This is a genomic window from Ruegeria sp. AD91A (genome assembly GCF_003443535.1).
GTDB lineage: Bacteria > Pseudomonadota > Alphaproteobacteria > Rhodobacterales > Rhodobacteraceae > Ruegeria.
Window position 1 is genome coordinate 2,698,120 of the sequence record NZ_CP031946.1, and the last position, 18,796, is coordinate 2,716,915.

The following is an 18,796-nucleotide window of genomic DNA, read 5'->3' on the forward strand; positions in this document are numbered from 1 at the left end:
CCTAAACAGTCTTCAATCAAAACCTTCAGCGCTCGACGCGCTGTTGGTTTCGTTTTGTTTATAGTGGTCAGAGGGATTGGTGATTTCGGATTTGCGGGTAGACTAAAATTTGAAAGCGACAACAGGGGAATGCATGAGAACTTGGCTGTTTAGGATAATTGGACTCGTTGCGCTTCTCGCTTTCGCAGCAATCGCATTTGTTTGGTTGCTACTTGCTGCACCGTTGTTCTCAGATATGCGGCGCAACCTTGTGGAAAAGGTTCTTTCGGAACAAATTGGTCAACCGCTTCTGGTCAACGACGATGTGAGCGTCGCACTTGGTCGCATTACCCACATCTATGTCGGTGGCGTTGTAATCCCCAGCGAGACACTGCCAGATACATCTCTTGCAGAATTAAAGCTCCTTGAAATGGAACTGAACGTTGCCGCCTTGGCCAACGGACGTCTGCACTTTGACAACCTTTTGGTGGACGGTCTCCAGGCAAACTTTCTTACAGCCTCTGATGGCACAACAAGCTGGCGAAAAAGCCGACCAATGCCAACGCCTCAAACCAACGGGTCGCCGGCAGAGGACAATCAGGATGCTGAGGCCGAAATCGAGACGTCCGAAGATGGTGGCAAAGAAAGCAGTGGGATTCTTACCTTTCTCAGCGACAAGAATGTCAGTTTCACGTCAATCGGGTTAAACATCGACGACAAGGTCTCAGGCTTCTCGTTTGTGTTTGACCTTCAGTCACTTGCGCTCGAACAAGTAGATAGTGGACAAAGAACAAAGGTCTCCGGTTCCGGCTCTGTCAACGGTCAGGGTTTCCAAATCGAAGGCGACTACCCACACGCCGCACCGTTTACGACACGCGCCAGTTTCGGGGAAATGACCGTAAGCTACGATGGCGAGCCGTTGTCGGAAGACGAAGGGGGTGGCTATCGGGCTGTCTTGGAAATGGACACCGGTGAATTCGGTGACTTTCTCGATGTCATCGGGCTGGAACGCGTTCTGGAAGGCAATGGTCAGCTGCAAGCAGAGCTCGTGTCTCAGGAAGCCCTGAAGATCGAGGCGTTTACAACTACCATAAGCTTGGAAGATGGACAGAAACTCGAAGCCGAGGGCGCAATAGATGACCTTTACACCGCTCAGGGCGTCGATCTGCTTTTCAATGCGCGACTTCATCCCGAAGGACAGCCGCCGCCAGCAGCTAAAAGTATCCAGGAATTGAAGTTCACGGGCTTTGAAATGCATATGGTCGGATCCCTGGCTTCCTTCGAATTCGAGAAGTTGCTGTTCCAGACCAATGCGTTTGACCAGGGGCTGGACGTAATCGGTCCAGCGTCTATCGAAAGCATTCGCCGCATGCCGGACGGCCGGCTCGCCATGCTGGGCATCGCGCTGCAAGCCGGTCCAATTGAAGAGCCTGTCCTGAAAGCCGAAGGTGAAATTCTCGACCTGCTTCAGCTTCAGGATGTGAGTTTCGATGGCACGCTAAATGGGCCCGCCAAATTGATTTTACCCGACCTCGAGGAAAGTTTTGTCGACCAGTTTGGCGGCATTAAGGCAGACTTCAGCATATCCAATGCGGGAGGCCCGGTATCACTAAACAGGTTCAACGCGACCAGTTATGACACGGATCTTTGGGCGCTCGACCTTGCACTATCAGTCAATGAGCTCAAAGGGCTGGCTGGGCTTGATTTCGACGTGAACCTGGATGTGGGCGATGGTGCTCAATTTCTGAACGCGCTCAACCTGCAACGTATCGAAATTGGCGCACTCGGCATTGATGCTGAAACCTCAAAGCAGGGTGAGGACTTTGATGCTGCAATCGAGTTCGAAGCTGGCTCCTCGCAGCTTCTAGCGGCTTTAGATGCAAAATTTCCGAATGGCTCTTCTGTTGTTCGCGGCAACGTTACCAGCGAGAGGCTCGATCTCAACGACCTGAAGAACCTGACTGCCGTGCTGGACCAATTGAAAAGCCTGGTAGGGGAGACCCCAAAAGAACCTGAAGCCGAAGTTCAGCCTTTGGTTTTGCCGAAGGAGGCAAACGTCCAGCCCTTGGTGTTGCCAAAGGAAAAAGGGAAGCCTGCCGATCTTCTGGATGTGCAACGCGTGCTGCGAGAAGCTGACGTCGAGGTACAGATCGAATTCAAAGAGATTGTAGGCCAGCAAGGCGTAACATCTGTTTCCAGCCAATTGTCTGCAAAAGACGGAACCGTGGATTTCGGACCTCTTCAGATGGCTTATGGCGGCGGAACCTTCAGCTTGCGGGCGGTCATGGATCTGATTGACTCACCTGATTGGCTTTCATTGTCGGGGTCGACCTCAGGGTGGGAGTTCGGTGAGATCCTTGATGAGTTAGGGATTGGAATTGATGCCTACGGGCGTTTGAGTGGTGAATTCAACGTTTCGGGCAGTACCGCTTCTGGCAGGGCCTTCATCAACTCCATGCGTGGCAATGCGTCTTTGTCAATGTCTCAAGGCTACGTCAGCACCAGTTTGCTGGAGTTGGCGGGGCTTGGTATTTTCCCTTGGCTGTTCTCTGAAGAGCTGCGGCAAGGTTACACCGACATCACTTGCGTCGTGGCCCCTGTTAATATTGAAGCCGGGCGGGTAAGCACAAACTCTATCGTCATTGAGACAGCTTCGGTTCAGTTGGTGGCCCGCGGGCAGGTAGATTGGGTGAATGACACAATTGCGATACGAGCGGAGCCCCGTCGTGTCGGCAAACCTCTGTCCCGTAGCGCTTGGCCATTTGATGTGACAGGTCAGCTTTCATCACCGAAGTTCAAGCTGGATGTGGGTGGGTCTAGGAACAAGGCTCCAGAGGGCGCTGATGCCATGCCAGTAAACAGGCAACCTTGCGTGCCAGACATCAACCAATTGCAGTAATCGGTCGCGACCTAATTCTTCAGCGGTTCTGGCTGTTCGGCCTGGCACTCCAGAACGGCCTCAATGGCTTTTGCGGATCCGCTCAAATCGAGTTCGACTTCGGTTCCGCTTTCGCCAATAATCATAACGCTTTGGCGTTTTCCAAACTCGGTTACAAACGCCGGGTTGTCGAAAAATGCGTAGCCACCGGGCACGCCATTTTTGTAGACACCTACGGCCTCACCTTCGAACTGCGCATCACCAAAATCAAATCTTACTATGCCTGTCGCACCGTCCTCGACTTGAACCCAGGCCGGATTGTAGGCGGCAAAAAAGCCGCCAGCCTGGTTTGGTGCAGCGCCAATTTCTACTGTCATATCGTCTTCAAAGGCTCTCCACGCGAGACAACCGTTGCCTTTTTCTGGGTCGATGAGAATTGCCCAGTCGCCGGACTCACCCCACTGTTCCATCCCGGCTGCGTGAACAAACCCAGGCAGAAGCACTACAGTTGCGGAAAGTACCCACTTGATCATCCGGAGCCTCGCTGAGTTCTGAAGATTTCTTGTTTGATTCTAACCATTGCCCAATGTCAATCAATCCAATCCGACGACGGCGGTGTTGCGTTTTTGAAGTTTCTTAGATGACCCAGACGAGTTGTTAGTCAGATATGTGAGCAAGCTCACCATCCCAATCAGCTGAAGGTATTTTGGGTTCCGGCGGATCAGCGATGTAAGACGGTGTCATTATTTGAGTTTCGTTTTCATTAAAAACATCGACAATGTTCTCGCGAAGATCCGACAAGATTTTTGGCAAACTCGATCCACGAGAAGTGTACGCGTTGATTTCATAGTTGATCGCGTAATCTGCCAACTGGGTCCAAAGCACAAATGGCTCCGGGCTCTTTCTCAACCCTTGAGTTCGGTGTGCGGCCTCAATCAGCATCGCTTTGATTTTCTTGGGAGGCTCCTCGTAGCCAATCCCCACCGTCGTGTGCACCAATAGCCCCCGACCATCCACTTTGCGTGAGTAGTTCACAACTTCGGAATTGAGCAGTTGGGCATTTGGAATGCTGATCATCTCGTTCTTGATCGATTTGATGAGTGTTTCCATCAGTTTGATCTCTGTTACGTCGCCGATCTTGTCGCCGACCTGAATTCGATCACCCACATTGGTGCTGCGTCTGTAGATGACAAACAGACCGGCCATCATGTTTGAAACAACTGTGTTAGATCCTAGCGACACCATGATGCCGGCAAGAATAGTCAAACCCTGGAAGGCGCGAGAGTCAGATCCGGGAATGTACGGGTACGCAAACACCAACGCGATGACAATGAACAAAGCCCTGCACAGCATTTTTGTTGGTGCAATCCAATGATCCTCGAAGTCCTTTAGCTCAAAGGCTCCGCTCTCAATGTTTTCGAAGAAAAGATCGAGGCCTCGAATTCCCAGCCGAGTCACCGCAGCAATGATCGCAAGCATGATCAGATTGGGAATGTATCCGACAATGGCCAAAACCACAGTGACCAGCGGTTCACTGACATATTTCAACAGGATTTGGGCTATGCCCTGAGTTTCCGCGAAAGAAAGCAGAACCAAGGAAAGGTAGTAGTAGAAGAAAAAGAGGAAGAAGACCCACATCAAAACGTGGATTGCGTAAACGATGATGGAGGCGATAGCCTTGCTTCTCAGAATCGATTTTGTGGCTTCCTCAAACCCTTCTGCTCGTTTTTCCAAGTTGTTTCTAATATAGTCCAACAGTTTTCGCCGTTTAGCAAAGAAACCGTAGGAAACCAGCGCGAATATGACTGTCCAGGCAACGGCAGCAATCGCGCTGTCTACCAGCCCTTCGTTGGATCGCGCTTCGCGATATTGGAGGATCGCGGTTTCAATCGCCTCGGCCTGTAGTGCGGCCAAACTTTCGACGTCCATCTGTTCATATTCGGCATCCGCTTGGGTCGTCGTTGTAATCATCTGGCCATCGGCTCTAATGAGTTTACCGAACTCAGAGTCTATGATTTCAACATTTATGCTCGAACTCTGAGAAGCGTCGCCAACCTCAGAAAGGCGTTCAGCAACCTTGTCGGCCCGCTCAGTTGCTGGAAGGGCACTTGAACCACGAACAACGAACAGTTCTTCCCCATCCACAATCACTGGGGCAACAAATTCGGGGTCTTCTCTTTCTTCAGTCGCAACAAGTGGTTCTTCTGACTGGGCAAGCGCGACACTGCTGGCAAACAAAACAGTCGTGAACCAAACTAAAAAAGCTCTCATGATTTTGTTCCCTCTACGGGTATCAGGTGAACGTCGCGTTGTGGGAAAGGTATCGAAATCCCCTCTGCGTCAAACCGTTCCTTTGCTTGCCCCGTCAGGTCCCAATAGACGGTCCAGTAATCGTCAGATTTGGACCATGGGCGACAGAAGATATTGACAGAATTGTCTCCCAACTCGCCGACGAAAACTTCCGGCTCAGGTGTCTTCAAACAGAGCTCGTGTTTCGAAACCAGTTCTTTGAGAACGTCGATTGCTTGCGCCGCGTTGTCTGAATAAGCGATGCCAAAAACCAGATCGACCCGACGTTCTTCTGAGGCACTTACGTTTGTAATCACGTCTCCCCAGATCTTACTGTTTGGAACGATAATAATCTGGTTGTCGAACGTACGAATTTTGGTTGAAACCACAGACATCTCATCTACGAAGCCGGATGATCCTCCGACTTGAATGTAATCGCCAGTATCAAACGGCTTCAAAACCATAATCATCAGACCACTTGCGAGATTGCCTAAAGTTTCCTGAAGCGCGAAACCCAGGATGAACGACAAGCCACCGAGAACGGCAAACAGCGGAGTGACGTTCACCCCGAATAAGGCCAAGACAACGAGTATCCCAAGAACGAACACAGCCCAGAAAACTGCTGTGGCGATGAATCTCTTCAGCATCCTCGAAATAGTCGGAATTTTTTCTAACCCGCTTTCGGTGACACGGCGCACCATTCGGGCGACGAACATCATGGCCCAGACTGCCAGCAAAACACCCAGAGCAGCCATCAAAAGGCCCACACCCCCCTCCCAGGAGAACAACCAGGCCCAAGCATTTTGAAATAGCGTCTGAAAGTCAGTTGTTTTGAGAGCCCCTGCCTTCAATGCAAGAATATAGTTCGTATGGGGTTGCAGGTCTTCCGCGTTGGCCCCCTTTAATGTCCATGCCTCGAGCACGATGCGGTAGTTGTTCAGCAAAACAGATCCTGACTCACTTTGAGAAGCAAGTTGTGACCGCAGACTGTCTTCCTGTTTGCCACTCGCAGACAAAAGGCTGCGACTTGTTTGAGCGACATCTTCGAGTTGAGAGCGCACGTAGCCTTGCCAAGTACCCGCAACATCAGAAAGCTCTTTCGCAGTCAAAGGGACAAGCAAGATTTCCAAGTCATCCGCAGAGATTGATTCATCAGTGACCTCGACTACAAGTTTGTCTTGCGTCACCTCCACGGTTTCCTGCTCATTCGCAGTTTCAGGCTCAACTGGAGTTTCCTGCGCGTTGGCGGAAACAGCATGCAAAATCGCGGAAACCCAAAGGAATAGCCAAAACAACCAGGTTCTTAGTGGTCGTATCATTTCTCCGTCCCCCTCTTTATTCACTAAAAAGAGCATACCGAGGCACTATGAATCCACTTTAATATTCAAAATCGAATATTCTATTGTGACAACTGCCGTCTGGTAGAACAGTTGCACATCCAATTGGTTCGGAAAGATGGTTGTTCAAAAAGCGGATTTCGAATTCACAGCAACTCGTCGATTGCCTGCGCCGGGCGGTTAATTTGTTTGAACGATCAAAAGTTTTACGGGTTCCTCACTCTTCACCGAATACGCGTGCCCACTCCCTGACGTGTTATCCAGCCACAGAACGTCTCCAGGTCCCAGCACCAGCTTTGCATCGCCTGACGCCTCTACTTCAAGCTGCCCGAATAGGCATACACAAAGCTGAGTTCGCGTAGCCGGGGCAAATCCAGTCGATGTTCCCGGAGGCAGCTCCGCAAAGAAATAACCGTCGCGCCTGCAATGAATTTGTCGAGTAGTGTGAAATACTCTAGTCTTGGAAGCATGTTTGTGGTCGCAAAAATAAAGGCGATCATCGTCAAGACAGAAGTCGCAGACAATCCCAGCTGAGTGCCAAATTCACGGGCCTCTATCCAGAAAACGGACCAAGACATGACGACGATAAGACATACAGGAAGTATTATTTTCCAGAAGTAATAGCTAACATAACGTTCAGCTTCGAAGGTGAACCGGTATGAAGACCGCAGGGTTGGAAAGGACGTCGGTGCAAAAGTTTCGACAGCTGATGACACGTTGACGATCTGCCAGTCGGATATGCTGAGTGTATCGAATATGCCTTCGAAACTCTGATCCTTTTTGAGTAGAACTTTGTCCTCAGACCAATCCAGCGGGAATAGCGTGACATCAATGAATTGCTGATCGAAAGGAAATTCCAGCAGCTGATGGTAACTTGAAAGTGTACCGGATTGCCTCTGCAAGTAAGTTACAGCGCCACCTTCGTCTACGCTCACCAGTTCTGGCCAGCGATTGAAAACCCGTCCCGAATTGATCAACACGAGTTCTGGAAACCAGATTTTATCGACCGGCAACCGGCATCCAGCATAGGGCGCAAGACGTTCATCTTCCCATCTCAAGCGCAAGGCGAAATCGACGGTGATCGTCTGGTCGACATCATTTATTTTCGCGCACATCAATTACGCGGAGGCCCATGTTCACCTCGGTCGCGGGCCCCTTATTGTTCGGGCGAACGTCGGTATAAATGCCCGATACAACGCAAGGGCTAGATTGCCCGTAGGGGGTTTGCGCCTCCGCGTGTAGCCCAATTGTCATCGATAGGGAAAAGATGAAGAGCAAAACCAGATACTTCACATAGTTCTTCACTGTTCCAAACTCCCTAAGAAACGGAGCACGCTTATTACAGCCTTTCTTTTTCAACTGCTTTTAGGTCACAAGAAAAACTCTGCTCGCTCGACGACCCAAACCATAGCAATCAGGCTAGCGCATACCGCAACAGCCGCCCGCGAACCGGTCCAGATGCGCCCCGGCTGCTTACGCAGAAACAGTACCAGTGGCCAAACCAGCAGCACGATCATCACTTGTCCAGCCTCGACACCGACATTGAAGGCCAGCAGGCTGTGCCAGACATTCGGTGCATCGACGCGTAGGATCTGATGCAACATGAAGGAAAACCCAAACCCGTGCAGCAATCCAATGCCCGAAGTGATGGCGAAGGCTTTCAGATCACGGTGTCCCCGCTGAGGCGGTCGGACGGCCATTACGGCTGCGTAGATGATCGACACGGCAATCGCCAGCTCGACCGTCGGGATGAACCACGCTCCGCTTGGAGCAAAGCCGAAGAACCCGAGGATCAATGTGACCGTGTGGCCAAGCGTGAAGCCGGTGACCCGAGCCAGTAGGCTGCGCAGGTTTAGCGCTCCGATGATCATACAAAGCACGAATAGCACATGATCTGGGCCTTCCAGTATGTGGCGGATGCCTTCGAAGAAAAAAGTAGACGCTGCCGCTGTTGCGGACCCTGACACTTTCACCTGATCGTGCATCAATCCCGTAGCGCGGTAGGTGCGAACCTCGTTGTTGTTATAGTCGAGGATCAGGTTCGCGGTATCCTCTTGCCCTGGCAGGCCGGGATTGGTGGTGTAGGACAGGTTGTAGGTATTGATTGCCCCGATGGCGTAGTGAAGGTGCAAGTCGATCATAACGTCACCGACATAGGTCTCGCCCATCTCGGGAAACACAGTGCCATCGGCCATTGCAGTTTGTGCCTCTGCAAGGGTGGCAAATCCCAGTTCCAACCCCAATGGATGGAGGGCTATGGCCCTTAGGGAGGCCCTTTGCGGGATTGAGCAATGCAAAGAGCCATAACCGCGACGACTAAGCCATAAACTGATTGAATTCGTCGCTAATGCGGACAAACGCACAGCGCAAAACTATGGGCGAACTACGCAAATTTATGGGGTGCGCGAAGTGTTATGGGCAAACCTACACCTGATGTAGGGACGCTCATAACGATGCATTCCCAACATTGATTTCATTGAAGAAAATCTTGGAAGCTTGCCCATAACTCTGCGCGGTATTTGCGCATAACTTTGCACGATTTGCCCATAAGTTTGCGTGCCACAGAGAACCCATCGAAGAAACCAGCTCCTATGGCTTATCTGCAATTCTCAAATGCAACTTATTCCCAATCGCCAGCAGACGAGCGCCACGTCTTAGCGTCCGCATCCCAAACACTGGCGGTGACGCAAGGCGTTGGGTTTATTCCATCGCAATTGGATCCATGAATATCTGCCACAACAACGCGTTGACGCCCAAAATCAACGACCGTCCAGCCTTGGTTAAGCAAGGAGTGCACCTCTTCACTAACCCAAAAGTGCGACATGCATCCGCCAGTTCCGCAATAAAGAGATGCGGCGCTTGAACACGCGAATCCAGACTCATTCAGAACCCAGTCGTGTTGAAGATCTCCGTCGAGATCGACCCTTTCAACCGCGCCCCAGGCTATGTCAAACTGACCGTCGTTGAACTCCCCGCAGGCCTGTTCCGCCAGATCAACCTTTGCCCGCAAACCGGGCGGAAGTTGCGAAACATCAGCCGCAACAGCTGGTGAGGTCCAAACAAGGCCCGAAGCAAGCACAATCCCGGCGACCAAACATTTCATCTGACGCGCTATTTGGAAAGCTGGTAGGCAGGAGGTATCAATTGCACTGATCATACCTGTAGTCCCCATATTCCAGCCAGTTTTCCGAGCCGTCGCTAAAAATCAGAAATTCGGACCTGTCTTCCCCAAGCAGGGCCACGACAAATCCGGTCGGCGGCTCAGAGTTTCCGAAGTAGCTGTAGGCCGTCATGGCTCTGATCGACTCGCCGTTAACCGTTACTCGCGTGTCCCACTCTCCGTCCGGGTTGTCCAAAATTACGGGTTCGATTACGCGTTTTATCGCTCCGCCACCACAATAGACGATGCCTTCGGGTGCTTCGTAGGAGGTCCCCTGGCTAGCATCTGAATCGCACGCGGAACGAAGGGACCGAATTGCCGCGCCGGAACCTTTCAAGTCAAAGATTCCATAGCTGATATCTTGATCAACCATCGACAGGTTTACCGATGCATTGGCCGCAAGTTGGTCTAGTACAAAACCATAGTCCTGCTGGCTATTGAAACTGATCTCGACGGGATAATTGTCAACGATCTGCAAAGCAGCGTTTTCAGCGCCAACCTGAAATGCGCCAACTTCGGTGGTGCCGTTCTTCAAAAATCGAATGGAAAGCCCCTGCTTATCCACAATGTCCTGGCTGTCCTCGTATCCAGCCGGAGCAAAGCGGATACGGTTACACTGAAGTTCCAGCGTCATGTTTCCGGTCTGAATAAAAGCATTGGGGTTAGGCCCGGAGTTGAACGACCACTCCGCTGATGCTGTGGTCGCCATTGCCATCATCAGTGTTCCAATGGAAATCGTTTGGAAACTCATTTTCTCTCTCCATGGTGTTTTGGTTCGTATTGTCATTCAGCCAGAGTTTCCGGCCCGTTACCCGGGCGACAAAGTTAGGAAACAGGTGCGCCGTATTCGTTTGCGCCTTCTTGGGAAGGTCGCGTCAGCCACCAGATCATCAGGATGGACAGAACCAATTGAAGAATTGAGACAACAACAATACCGGTCACGCCCAGGACGGCCGCAGGTCCTCGCAATGCATCGGGGTTTTCGGTCCCTTGCTCCAATACCGAGAAGAACGCCACCCCACCCAGCATAACAAAAAGAGTTACAATGCTGAGCGCCATCGGCAGCAGCAAGTACCAGCCAGGTCGTCCTGTATCATGCAGCCTTCTCCAACCAGCGGCCAGCATAGGTATGAGAACGGCCAGTTGGAAAACAGAGGACAGAACCCGTGATCCCTGCCCTGTTTCGGGGTTGGTCCCGAATAAGATGGTGTCCAGCACAGCTAAAGCAGCACTCACGAGAACCACAAACAAGAAGAACCACCAGTATTCCGAGCGTATAGCCCGACCGGAGAACTGGAAGTATTTCGAGAAACACGTCTTAACGGCTTCACCAAATCCCATCTTTCAATCCCTTCATTGTTTCTGTGCGGCCTCAAATCGCTTCGCCGCTCAGGGGAACACACTCGCAGCTCCCACTTACTTTTTTGTTGAACGCAGAGGCCTATCGTACGAGAGCGTAGAGAAATTTACGCGCGGAAAAAATATTGATTTATGAAAAATTAGATTCAAACATGCGAATTCGACACAACTTTATTTTACCTCCGTTGTTGTCGTTGCTGCTCGCTGTGCCGAGCCCTTCCGACTGCTGGAGTGAGTGCTGGCGGTCGGAAGGCACTTTATTATGATTGAGCGCTGGGAGGACGCGATGCTTAGACTTAACGAACTCGCCCTCTCTCCAGAGTTTGCTCTAGCATTTGCTAGTGGCGTCATTCAGCCTTCGCACGTTATTGGCGGCCCCGATAGTCAACAAAATATCGTCCCGCCGACCAAGCCCCCCACGGCAAGTTTTGGGAAAGGTAGTCACAGGATCAAGGTATGTTCAATTGGCTGCACAGGCGCGAGAGCTTCAAACAAGCGCATCCAATTTCACTAATTTCAAGGGAACCAGAGGGAGAAGAAAATGTCTAACAAGATGGTGATGATTGCGGGCGCAACTTGTTTCACACTGCTTGCGGCCTGCGACGATACGAGTACATCAAGCGCGTCCGCCGAGCTCACGCCGGCTCAGCAGGCGTGTTTGCGAGATGTAGCCAATACGACAAACAATTCGCAAGTCGTGGTGCTCTCATCCGCGTTTAGCGAGGCGGGAACACAGGTCACTGTAGGCGTTGGCGAGGATCGTGCTCCTTGGAATTGCATTGCTTACAGTGATGGCGCGACGGCTGGTATCGAGTTCCTGGGCGACGAAGGCGCATTGTGAGCAGTCTGCTGCGTAGCCGAAAACGGCTGCGCAGAACTGGCTCGCTCTTCGGATAGTTCGACTTGGTTTGTAGAATAACCACCATCGTATTTGCGATCCTTTACCTGTTGGCGTTGATTGCATTCTTGACGGGCACATTTGGCTGGCTGGGACAGGCACGAGACCCTTTGTCCTGGGTGTTCCTTTTGCCGTTGGGACTGCCTTGGATACTTCTAGCGGACTTGGTCTCGGAGTCAGCCAAGCCGTGGTTTGCGGCGATTGCACCGATGCTCAACCTGTTGGCGCTGGTCTTGATTTGCAGATGGGCACGCAGATTGCGCCAGTAGTGGTGGCTGAACTCTTTCTCACCAAAAGGGAGGAAAACATGGGAAAAGTAATCTTGGGAATTGTGATCGGGCTCGTCCTCGGCGTGGTTGGGGCGATGACCTTGGGTGGCGGGGCCGCGGTGGGTGTCGGCGTTGCGACAGGCTTGTCCGCCGGTGTCTGCTCCACATTGAAAGGAGCACAAGCCGAGAACCTGATCACCGCCGAGCAAGCGGATCAGATCCTTAACCGCGTAAATTCTGAAATGGCGTCACTGCAAGGAATTGAAACGACGGACGAGATCGTCGGCAGCGCGCAGGCATGCGATGAATTTCTGTCAAAGTTACGAGAAGCCAAGTGAGGTTCCGATTTGCACGGAACAAAACTCCAAGGATTAGCCAGCAAGGGACCATTTGATGAAATTCGCTGTACTCAAATTTCTCGCACCGATGTTCGCAATCGCAGGCACGGCTTCGTTTGCAATGTCTGAAGCAGACGACGCGTGTATCGATCATTTGCGACAGGTTGGAGGACCAGACGGTCAATCAGGTACGATTGAAAGCTCAGAGTTCTCAGAAGCGGGCACGCTCGTCATGCTACGTGACGCAGGCGGAACACTTTGGCGCTGCATCGCGTACAAGGATGGAAGCATCGGCGAGATGTCGGTTGTCGAAGCGATGGATGATGGCGGTGGAGCCATTGCAGGCGCCGCCGGGTCTACTGGTAGCCAACGCGTCAAATTTGATTCTGGTTCCACTGGCGCAGAACTCGTTGGTGAACTCGCGCCCGGAGCGTCGCTGCAATACGTTCTGGGTGCCAAAAACGAACAGTTCCTTTACGTTCGCGTTGCTCCGCGAAATGGCTCCTTGGACTACGTTATTCGCAACCCCGATGGATCTGAACTGTTGGGATTGATGTCGGCGGACAAGGAGTATCGAGGACAGCTTTGGCAATCCGGTGATCATGTTGTGGAGGTTATCAATCGCAGCAACTCTTCTGTCGACTACAACGTCATTTTCGGAATTGAATAGGTGATCAATCAGAAACCCTGGAACGCAAGTCCAAAAAAGCGAGGGAAAAACAGATGAAGCCCAAGGTCCTATTGGTGATCGGCACGGCGTGTATTACTGCGCTTGCAGCATGCGACGACAGTGGTGGATCAGTGGATGCAAGTGCACCAACTGTGGGCAGCTCTAGCGATCTATCGTCATTTGAAGGGGCAAGAGCGGGCCAAGCTGAAATGGGCATCCAAAGTCTCGGATTTGAACTCATCCGAAGCGAAGGGCTGACCTCGTACTGGTTTAACAAGAATACTGGTGCATGTGCTCGGATCACGACATCTGACGGAAGGTACTCAGATGTAGCTATGCTGCCATCAGGTGACTGCTGACAAATTTTCATCAAACTAACATCTGCATAAGGGAGCTCTAGTTTGCATTTCGACTTGGCACATGCGGCGGTGACCATCGTCGCTCTAATTGTAACAAACCTGGTATTGAAATCGGCCGGCGTGATAAACGAAGAAAACAAACACCAATTGAACTGGAAAGTTTTTCTGGCCTACTTCGTGGTCGTCTTTATCATCAATCTGGTGTGGCCGATTTAAAGCTTCAGGTCGGAAAGTCTATCGCGCACTTGATACGGCTGCTGAGAATGAGCCGCTCCAATAGATTATCAAGTGGGAAGAGTTTGAGCATAACAGGCTGACAAATAGAAAGGAGCTGGCATGCGGTTTTTGACGTCCCTCATGTTCATTGGTGTTCTTGCAACCGCTGCAAATTCTGACGTAACCAGTCGAAACGGTGGTCCAAGCAGCAGTCAAATGCTCTCAAAGGGTGGTGACGGAGGCGTTGATGGTGTCGCTTTCTTTCGCCCAGTCTTAAGCGGAGTGTTGTATCGATCCGGTTTCAAGGGCGGCGACAAGGACCGAACGGGCCTGCGTGAAGAACAACGCGAAACTTTGTGTGATGAAGGGTTTTCAACCGGGTTTTATGCGGACTTCGGCAAAAACACTGAATACGGTCGCACCAGTTGCGGAAACGGATCCTTTGTCTATCAAAGCGCCAGATCCTCCCGACCCAGTGCTGTCATGGCGTCCATACACGAGGTGATTGAAAACCCTGGAAAAGGCCCTGTCCTGGTGCACTGCATGTGGGGCGTTCATTCTTCGGGAGCATTGTCGGCAATGGCACTCGTTCAGTTTTGTGGTTGGTCGGAAGAAAAGGCCAAGGAATATTGGAATGATGCCCGAAACGGGGCGCCTTGTTCAGGCGGATGCGACCAGTGGATTGACTCAAAATTCTCCAACTTCAGCGTCGACCCACAGTTGAAGATCTCCACCGAACAACAGGCAGCGATTTGCCCCAAATGATATTGGGAGGACTATCCAAATGAAGTTCATTCTTCTGGGGTCACTAGCTTTCATTGCACCCACTGTCTTGTGGGCGAACGACGATGTTCTCGGTGAAGCCACGACATTTGATAGTCCCAACGGCGTTACTGAACGCTGTATTCGGATCGAAAAAGTTCCAACGGGCGAGTATAAGAAAAGCGATCTTGAGGTGGAAACGGCCTATTGCGAGATCGATTTCTATGCCTCCGAAATTGCTATTTGCCCAAAAACCTGGAGCACCAGCCCAGGAATGGCAGTCTACGATATTTCGGAAGGACCTTACGTGGGGAACCGTTCTGAATTCGAGAGAAACGCTTGCAAGGAAGGGAAGGCGGCAAAAGATCTCGCTAAGGACAGGGTGGCTAAATTCAAGTCCACCATGAACCAAAAAGGCACCAGTGGAACTTTTTCCACGTCTTCACTGCTTTACTATCATTTCTCCAGATATTTCGACGCGACTGTAAAAGTTCCAGTCGCCGTTTGGCGTAGCATGGACGCCCAGGCGCATTTTTCCGAGGTCGCCGAGCCTGGCCTTGCGATTTCTGGTGGCTCTCATGGCGGGCGAATGAACCACGAAGGCTGGCGGGTCTTCGCAGCTGCGGATGCTGACCCGAACTCATACCAGCCAACCGACGATCTGTTCACCGCAGATCGAACGCAAATATACGGTGTGCTGCTTGATAGCCCTGGGCATCGATACGGCTCGGAAATCAACGGCACCCGTAAATCTGGTTGGGGGAAAGGTCAGAACCGCGATTTTCAGGAAACTCCTGCTTTCTTGGCTTTGCGTTCTTCAAAACCCTTGCCAGAGGCCATTGTAGAGGGCGTCAGAGAAGGTCGAAGAGACCGGATGATCAACAAGGATCTCGGTCCCGATGTCAGCGACCAACAGATGGCATTTTGGATGCAAGAACTTACCGAGATTGTTCTCCTCGATTTCATCTTTAGCCAGCAGGACCGCGTAGGAAACATAGACTTCACACCCTATTGGTATTGGGTCGAAGACGGAAAGCTGAAGCATAAGAAAGCCAAGCACCATGAGCCAAACGATGGAGACGTTCCCGCCGACGCGTTATTGATCCGTCGCAGCAATCTAAACGACAACGATGCTGGTGGGCGTGTCGAGTATGCCAACTTCGCGAAATCTACACAAATGCTGGAGAAAATTCGCCACTTCTCTCCAAGCACATATCGGAGCTTGGTTGCATTGAATAGTGATCTTCAAACCCAAGGCTCGGTCTATGACTGGCTATCGCAAAGCTTTGGGTTGTCAGACAGTCAGATTGCACAGGTTGTCAAAAATACTGCGCTGGCAACGGCCATCGTCCAGAGCAATTGTTTAAATGGCGATTTGACGTTCGACTTGGATCCTGTCGCATTCTTTTTGAGAAACGACACCGAGGTAGAGGCTGTGGACTGTTATGAACCGTAGGTGTTCTGCTCTTATTGCGGTGTTCATTTGGACCGCTCTGCTCGCCTGCAAAGCGGCGGCATTGGATGTTATCGTCATATCAGATCTGAACGGAAGCTATGGTTCGGTAAGATACGATGCCCGCGTCGACAAGGCGATTGAGCGGATAGTCGAGATTGATCCAGATCTGGTTATTTCGACCGGAGATATGGTTGCGGGACAGCGCATTCCCAACTTGTCCGACAAACAGGTCAGGGATATGTGGAAGGCGTTTCACGAGGCCGTATCAGATCCTTTAGAGGCTACCGGCATTCCATTTGCGGTCACGCCAGGAAACCATGATGCCTCTGCGTACCGTGGGTTCGAGCGTGAAAGAAAAATATACGCAGAGGAATGGACTCCGAGAAAACCAGACGTCGATTTCCTGGTTTCGGATGACTACCCGTTCTTCTACGCGTTTGAGATGCAGGGCGTAACGTTTGCGTCTTTGGACGCTACGACCTTGGGACCTCTATCCGGCGACCAGCAGGACAGACTTGAGGAACTGGGGGCAAATGGAGACCCGATTGTCACTTTCAGTCACCTCCCACTCTGGCCCTTCGCGATCCAGCGCGAACGCGAAATCATCGGTGACCCAACACTTGAAAAAATCTATCTGGAAAGCGGTGTTGTTCTGCATCTGTCAGGCCACCATCATGCCTTCTACCCCGGTTGGAAAGACGGTGTGGCTTATGTCTCTCAAGCTTGTTTGGGAGGTGGTCCGCGGCGGCTTATTGGCGATAGCGCCAGATCACCTCACAGCTTCACTCATGTTACGTTCCAGCCGAACGGAGAGTTTGGGATAGCAGTATATCGAGGGCCCGATTTCGAAAGGTCGGTAAACTTCAAGTCACTCCCAAATGAGATCAGATCCCCGAATGCTGTGTTGAAACGTTTGGACCTTGTTAAATGACTAGAGGTTGAGTTTCAGTTCGACTTTTTCTGGGACCAGATCGTTTACCATCTCTTCGATCCGGGCTTCTGAAAGCCCTCCCGAGGTGATGAAAAGCAATGAGACGCGAGACTTTCCGGGGACGTGGTGTTTTCTGACCAACTTCCAGCCAGCGTCTGCGGCCATAGCTTCAATGGCGCCGCTGACGTTCAATGAGTGTTCTTCGTCTGAAGCTTTGAGCGAAATTTCTACACCCTTGTTTCGTCCACCGAGCCAAATGAAACACCAACATACAACCGCCACCAGTGTGGCCATCAGCGGCAAGCCCAAACCGACCGCAAGACCAAGAACGGTCACGATTATCATTTCGACAGTGTCCACCGGATCATCGAGATTGGAGCGGAACCTGAGCAACGCGCCGATGCCAAAGATAACGAAACCGATCATTGAACCGTGCTGAACTACCAGAAAACCAACCGCCATACCGATAAGCGCATACAGGAAGAAAAGCCTTGGCATAACTATGTCGCGGACGCTTCTACGGGCTTTACGTCTCACCGGATGATAGACGATCAAGCCAGCCAGAATGATCGTGACAATCACATCGAGCGTGAAGAAATACAGTTCCTGTTTGCCACGAAACTGCGTCCACCGGCGTTCGATAACGATTTCCGACCCCGAAGCCCCGGCCAGCATCGTCGCAGGATCGACTTGTGACACCGCAGCACCTGGCAACAACAGCATCAACAACACGGTCACAAATGTGAGGGTCGTATTCAACTTGTCTTCCTTCCTGCTCACGCCAAAGGCTTACGCTTAACCAAAGGCACATCATGCCCTATTCAATTCAATCGCAACAGGCGGGATCAGGTAAAGAGATTACAGTGCATTCTTCGGACATCGTATCCGGACTGTGATACGAACGCTGATACAGGGATGTGGTCCAAACGCGAGAGAATCCAATGACAGAACACAAGCTGCTTCGGTCGAAACTTGGGTTTTCACGGTGCTTCCCCAAGCTTGGAACACTAGCTTCTTATGCAAGCACGACTGTTTCATTTCTGGCATGGATCGAACTCGCCCACGCCGAGAGTCCCGGTTTGACTCTCATCGACTCCTTCAAGGTGGCTGATAAATCGGAAGGCTTCTCGGAGCCTTCCGGATTGTCTCTGTCCAACGCGGAAGGCTTCTTATGGTCAGTAAGCGACGCTGAACCTAAACTGCACCTACTTGGAATCGACGGGGCATTAGGAAACTCATTCAAGCTGCCTTCATTGGCGGGATCAGATCTGGAGGGCGTCGCATCACGAAAAGATGGGTCTGTTTTAGTACTTCAGGAAACTGATCGATCAATTCTAGTCGTTCACCCGACTGACCCCATTCAACTAACTACAATCCCTCTCACATCTCTCAAAGGCTACTCGGACGCCGCTGAATTGCTCGTCGGTAACCCTTTGAACAAGGGACCTGAGGGCATCGCCGTCGACCCGGAATCCGGGCGGGTCTTCATTGGCATTGAGGGACAACCAAGGTTGTTAATGGTCGTATCACCAGAGCTAGATGAAATTGTTGAGATGATTCCTTTAGCCCGCGATGCAGGTTTTATCTCCGAGCGTGTAGATGATGATGAACTGGATTTGAGCGGCCTAGCATGGTCCCCGTCCTCACGTTCTCTTTGGATTGTAAGTGACAAAGGCCGTCAAATCTTCGTCTACAATCCAGAGTCCAAGTCCGTAAAGTCTATCAGTTTGACATTCACAGAAGATGGCAAACAAAAGGAAGTTAAACATCCCGAAGGAATCGCTCTCGATGAGACCAAAGGGCTTCTCTATGTCCTAACAGACGATGCCAAGAAATCGCGGCTTTATGTTTTTGAGCAACCGGAATTGTGAGGACTGTCCTACTAGTTCTCTACT

At 51.4% G+C, this 18,796-nt stretch carries 18 protein-coding genes; 9 read left to right on the forward strand and 9 right to left on the reverse strand.

Features of this window, described 5'->3' with window-relative positions; all coding sequences use genetic code 11:
- Positions 1–133 precede the first annotated feature (133 nt).
- Complete coding sequence (locus tag D1823_RS13545; RefSeq protein WP_117870843.1) at positions 134–2,878, forward strand: AsmA family protein; 2,745 nt, start codon at positions 134–136, stop codon at positions 2,876–2,878.
- Positions 2,879–2,889: 11 nt separating this feature from the next.
- Here D1823_RS13545 and D1823_RS13550 read toward each other — a convergent pair whose 3' ends face one another.
- The 6 genes from D1823_RS13550 to D1823_RS13575 all read right to left on the reverse strand — a co-directional run bounded on the left by D1823_RS13550 (position 2,890) and on the right by D1823_RS13575 (position 8,678).
- Positions 2,890–3,390: a hypothetical protein gene (locus tag D1823_RS13550; protein WP_117870845.1), complete on the reverse strand. Its 501-nt coding sequence runs from the start codon at positions 3,388–3,390 to the stop codon at positions 2,890–2,892.
- Positions 3,391–3,514: 124 nt separating this feature from the next.
- Complete coding sequence (locus D1823_RS13555; protein ID WP_117870847.1) at positions 3,515–5,128, reverse strand: mechanosensitive ion channel family protein; 1,614 nt, start codon at positions 5,126–5,128, stop codon at positions 3,515–3,517.
- Positions 5,125–6,465 carry a mechanosensitive ion channel family protein gene (locus tag D1823_RS13560; protein WP_117870850.1) on the reverse strand — a complete coding sequence of 447 codons (1,341 nt, stop codon included), beginning with the start codon at positions 6,463–6,465 and terminating at the stop codon, positions 5,125–5,127. The genes D1823_RS13555 and D1823_RS13560 overlap by 4 nt, the downstream gene beginning before the upstream one ends.
- A gap of 198 nt (positions 6,466–6,663) precedes the next feature.
- The gene (locus D1823_RS22305) at positions 6,664–6,915 is read right to left on the reverse strand and encodes a cupin domain-containing protein (protein ID WP_371415311.1); all 252 of its coding nucleotides are present in this window, start codon (positions 6,913–6,915) and stop codon (positions 6,664–6,666) included.
- Positions 6,798–7,598: a hypothetical protein gene (locus D1823_RS13570; RefSeq protein WP_117870854.1), complete on the reverse strand. Its 801-nt coding sequence runs from the start codon at positions 7,596–7,598 to the stop codon at positions 6,798–6,800. The genes D1823_RS22305 and D1823_RS13570 overlap by 118 nt, the downstream gene beginning before the upstream one ends.
- Before the next feature lie 255 nt (positions 7,599–7,853).
- Positions 7,854–8,678 (reverse strand): HupE/UreJ family protein, encoded by an 825-nt coding sequence (locus tag D1823_RS13575; protein WP_162896845.1) that lies wholly within the window; start codon positions 8,676–8,678, stop codon positions 7,854–7,856.
- A 701-nt stretch (positions 8,679–9,379) separates the two neighbouring features.
- Here D1823_RS13575 and D1823_RS21940 point away from each other — a divergent pair.
- Positions 9,380–9,535, forward strand: a complete 156-nt coding sequence (locus tag D1823_RS21940; RefSeq protein ID WP_162896846.1) for a hypothetical protein — start codon at positions 9,380–9,382, stop codon at positions 9,533–9,535.
- Between the two features lie 88 nt (positions 9,536–9,623).
- On the opposite strand, the gene D1823_RS13585 is transcribed toward D1823_RS21940, so the two are convergent.
- Positions 9,624–10,394, reverse strand: a complete 771-nt coding sequence (locus tag D1823_RS13585; protein WP_117870861.1) for a hypothetical protein — start codon at positions 10,392–10,394, stop codon at positions 9,624–9,626.
- A gap of 74 nt (positions 10,395–10,468) precedes the next feature.
- The gene (locus D1823_RS13590) at positions 10,469–10,984 is read right to left on the reverse strand and encodes a DUF805 domain-containing protein (protein WP_117870863.1); all 516 of its coding nucleotides are present in this window, start codon (positions 10,982–10,984) and stop codon (positions 10,469–10,471) included.
- A 559-nt stretch (positions 10,985–11,543) separates the two neighbouring features.
- Here D1823_RS13590 and D1823_RS13600 point away from each other — a divergent pair.
- The 6 genes from D1823_RS13600 to D1823_RS13635 all read left to right on the forward strand — a co-directional run bounded on the left by D1823_RS13600 (position 11,544) and on the right by D1823_RS13635 (position 16,901).
- Entirely contained in the window at positions 11,544–11,843 is a 300-nt protein-coding gene (locus tag D1823_RS13600) for a hypothetical protein (protein ID WP_117870867.1), read from the forward strand.
- Positions 11,844–12,045: 202 nt separating this feature from the next.
- Positions 12,046–12,507: a hypothetical protein gene (locus tag D1823_RS21945; RefSeq protein WP_162896847.1), complete on the forward strand. Its 462-nt coding sequence runs from the start codon at positions 12,046–12,048 to the stop codon at positions 12,505–12,507.
- 55 nt (positions 12,508–12,562) lie between these two features.
- Positions 12,563–13,177 (forward strand): hypothetical protein, encoded by a 615-nt coding sequence (locus D1823_RS13615; protein ID WP_117870873.1) that lies wholly within the window; start codon positions 12,563–12,565, stop codon positions 13,175–13,177.
- Between the two features lie 401 nt (positions 13,178–13,578).
- Entirely contained in the window at positions 13,579–13,752 is a 174-nt protein-coding gene (locus D1823_RS21950) for a hypothetical protein (protein WP_162896848.1), read from the forward strand.
- Between the two features lie 784 nt (positions 13,753–14,536).
- Positions 14,537–15,970, forward strand: a complete 1,434-nt coding sequence (locus D1823_RS13630) for a hypothetical protein (RefSeq protein WP_117870880.1) — start codon at positions 14,537–14,539, stop codon at positions 15,968–15,970.
- Positions 15,960–16,901, forward strand: a complete 942-nt coding sequence (locus D1823_RS13635; protein WP_117870882.1) for a metallophosphoesterase — start codon at positions 15,960–15,962, stop codon at positions 16,899–16,901. Before D1823_RS13630 ends, D1823_RS13635 begins: the two co-directional genes overlap by 11 nt.
- Here the strand turns inward: D1823_RS13635 and D1823_RS13640 are convergent, their stop codons facing one another.
- Positions 16,902–17,660, reverse strand: coding sequence for a hypothetical protein (locus D1823_RS13640; RefSeq protein ID WP_117870884.1), 759 nt, complete (start codon positions 17,658–17,660; stop codon positions 16,902–16,904).
- A 182-nt stretch (positions 17,661–17,842) separates the two neighbouring features.
- Between D1823_RS13640 and D1823_RS13645 the strand changes: the two genes are divergently transcribed.
- On the forward strand, positions 17,843–18,772 hold the full coding sequence (locus D1823_RS13645; protein ID WP_117870886.1) for an SdiA-regulated domain-containing protein: 930 nt from the start codon (positions 17,843–17,845) through the stop codon (positions 18,770–18,772).
- The last annotated feature ends 24 nt before the right edge of the window (positions 18,773–18,796 follow it).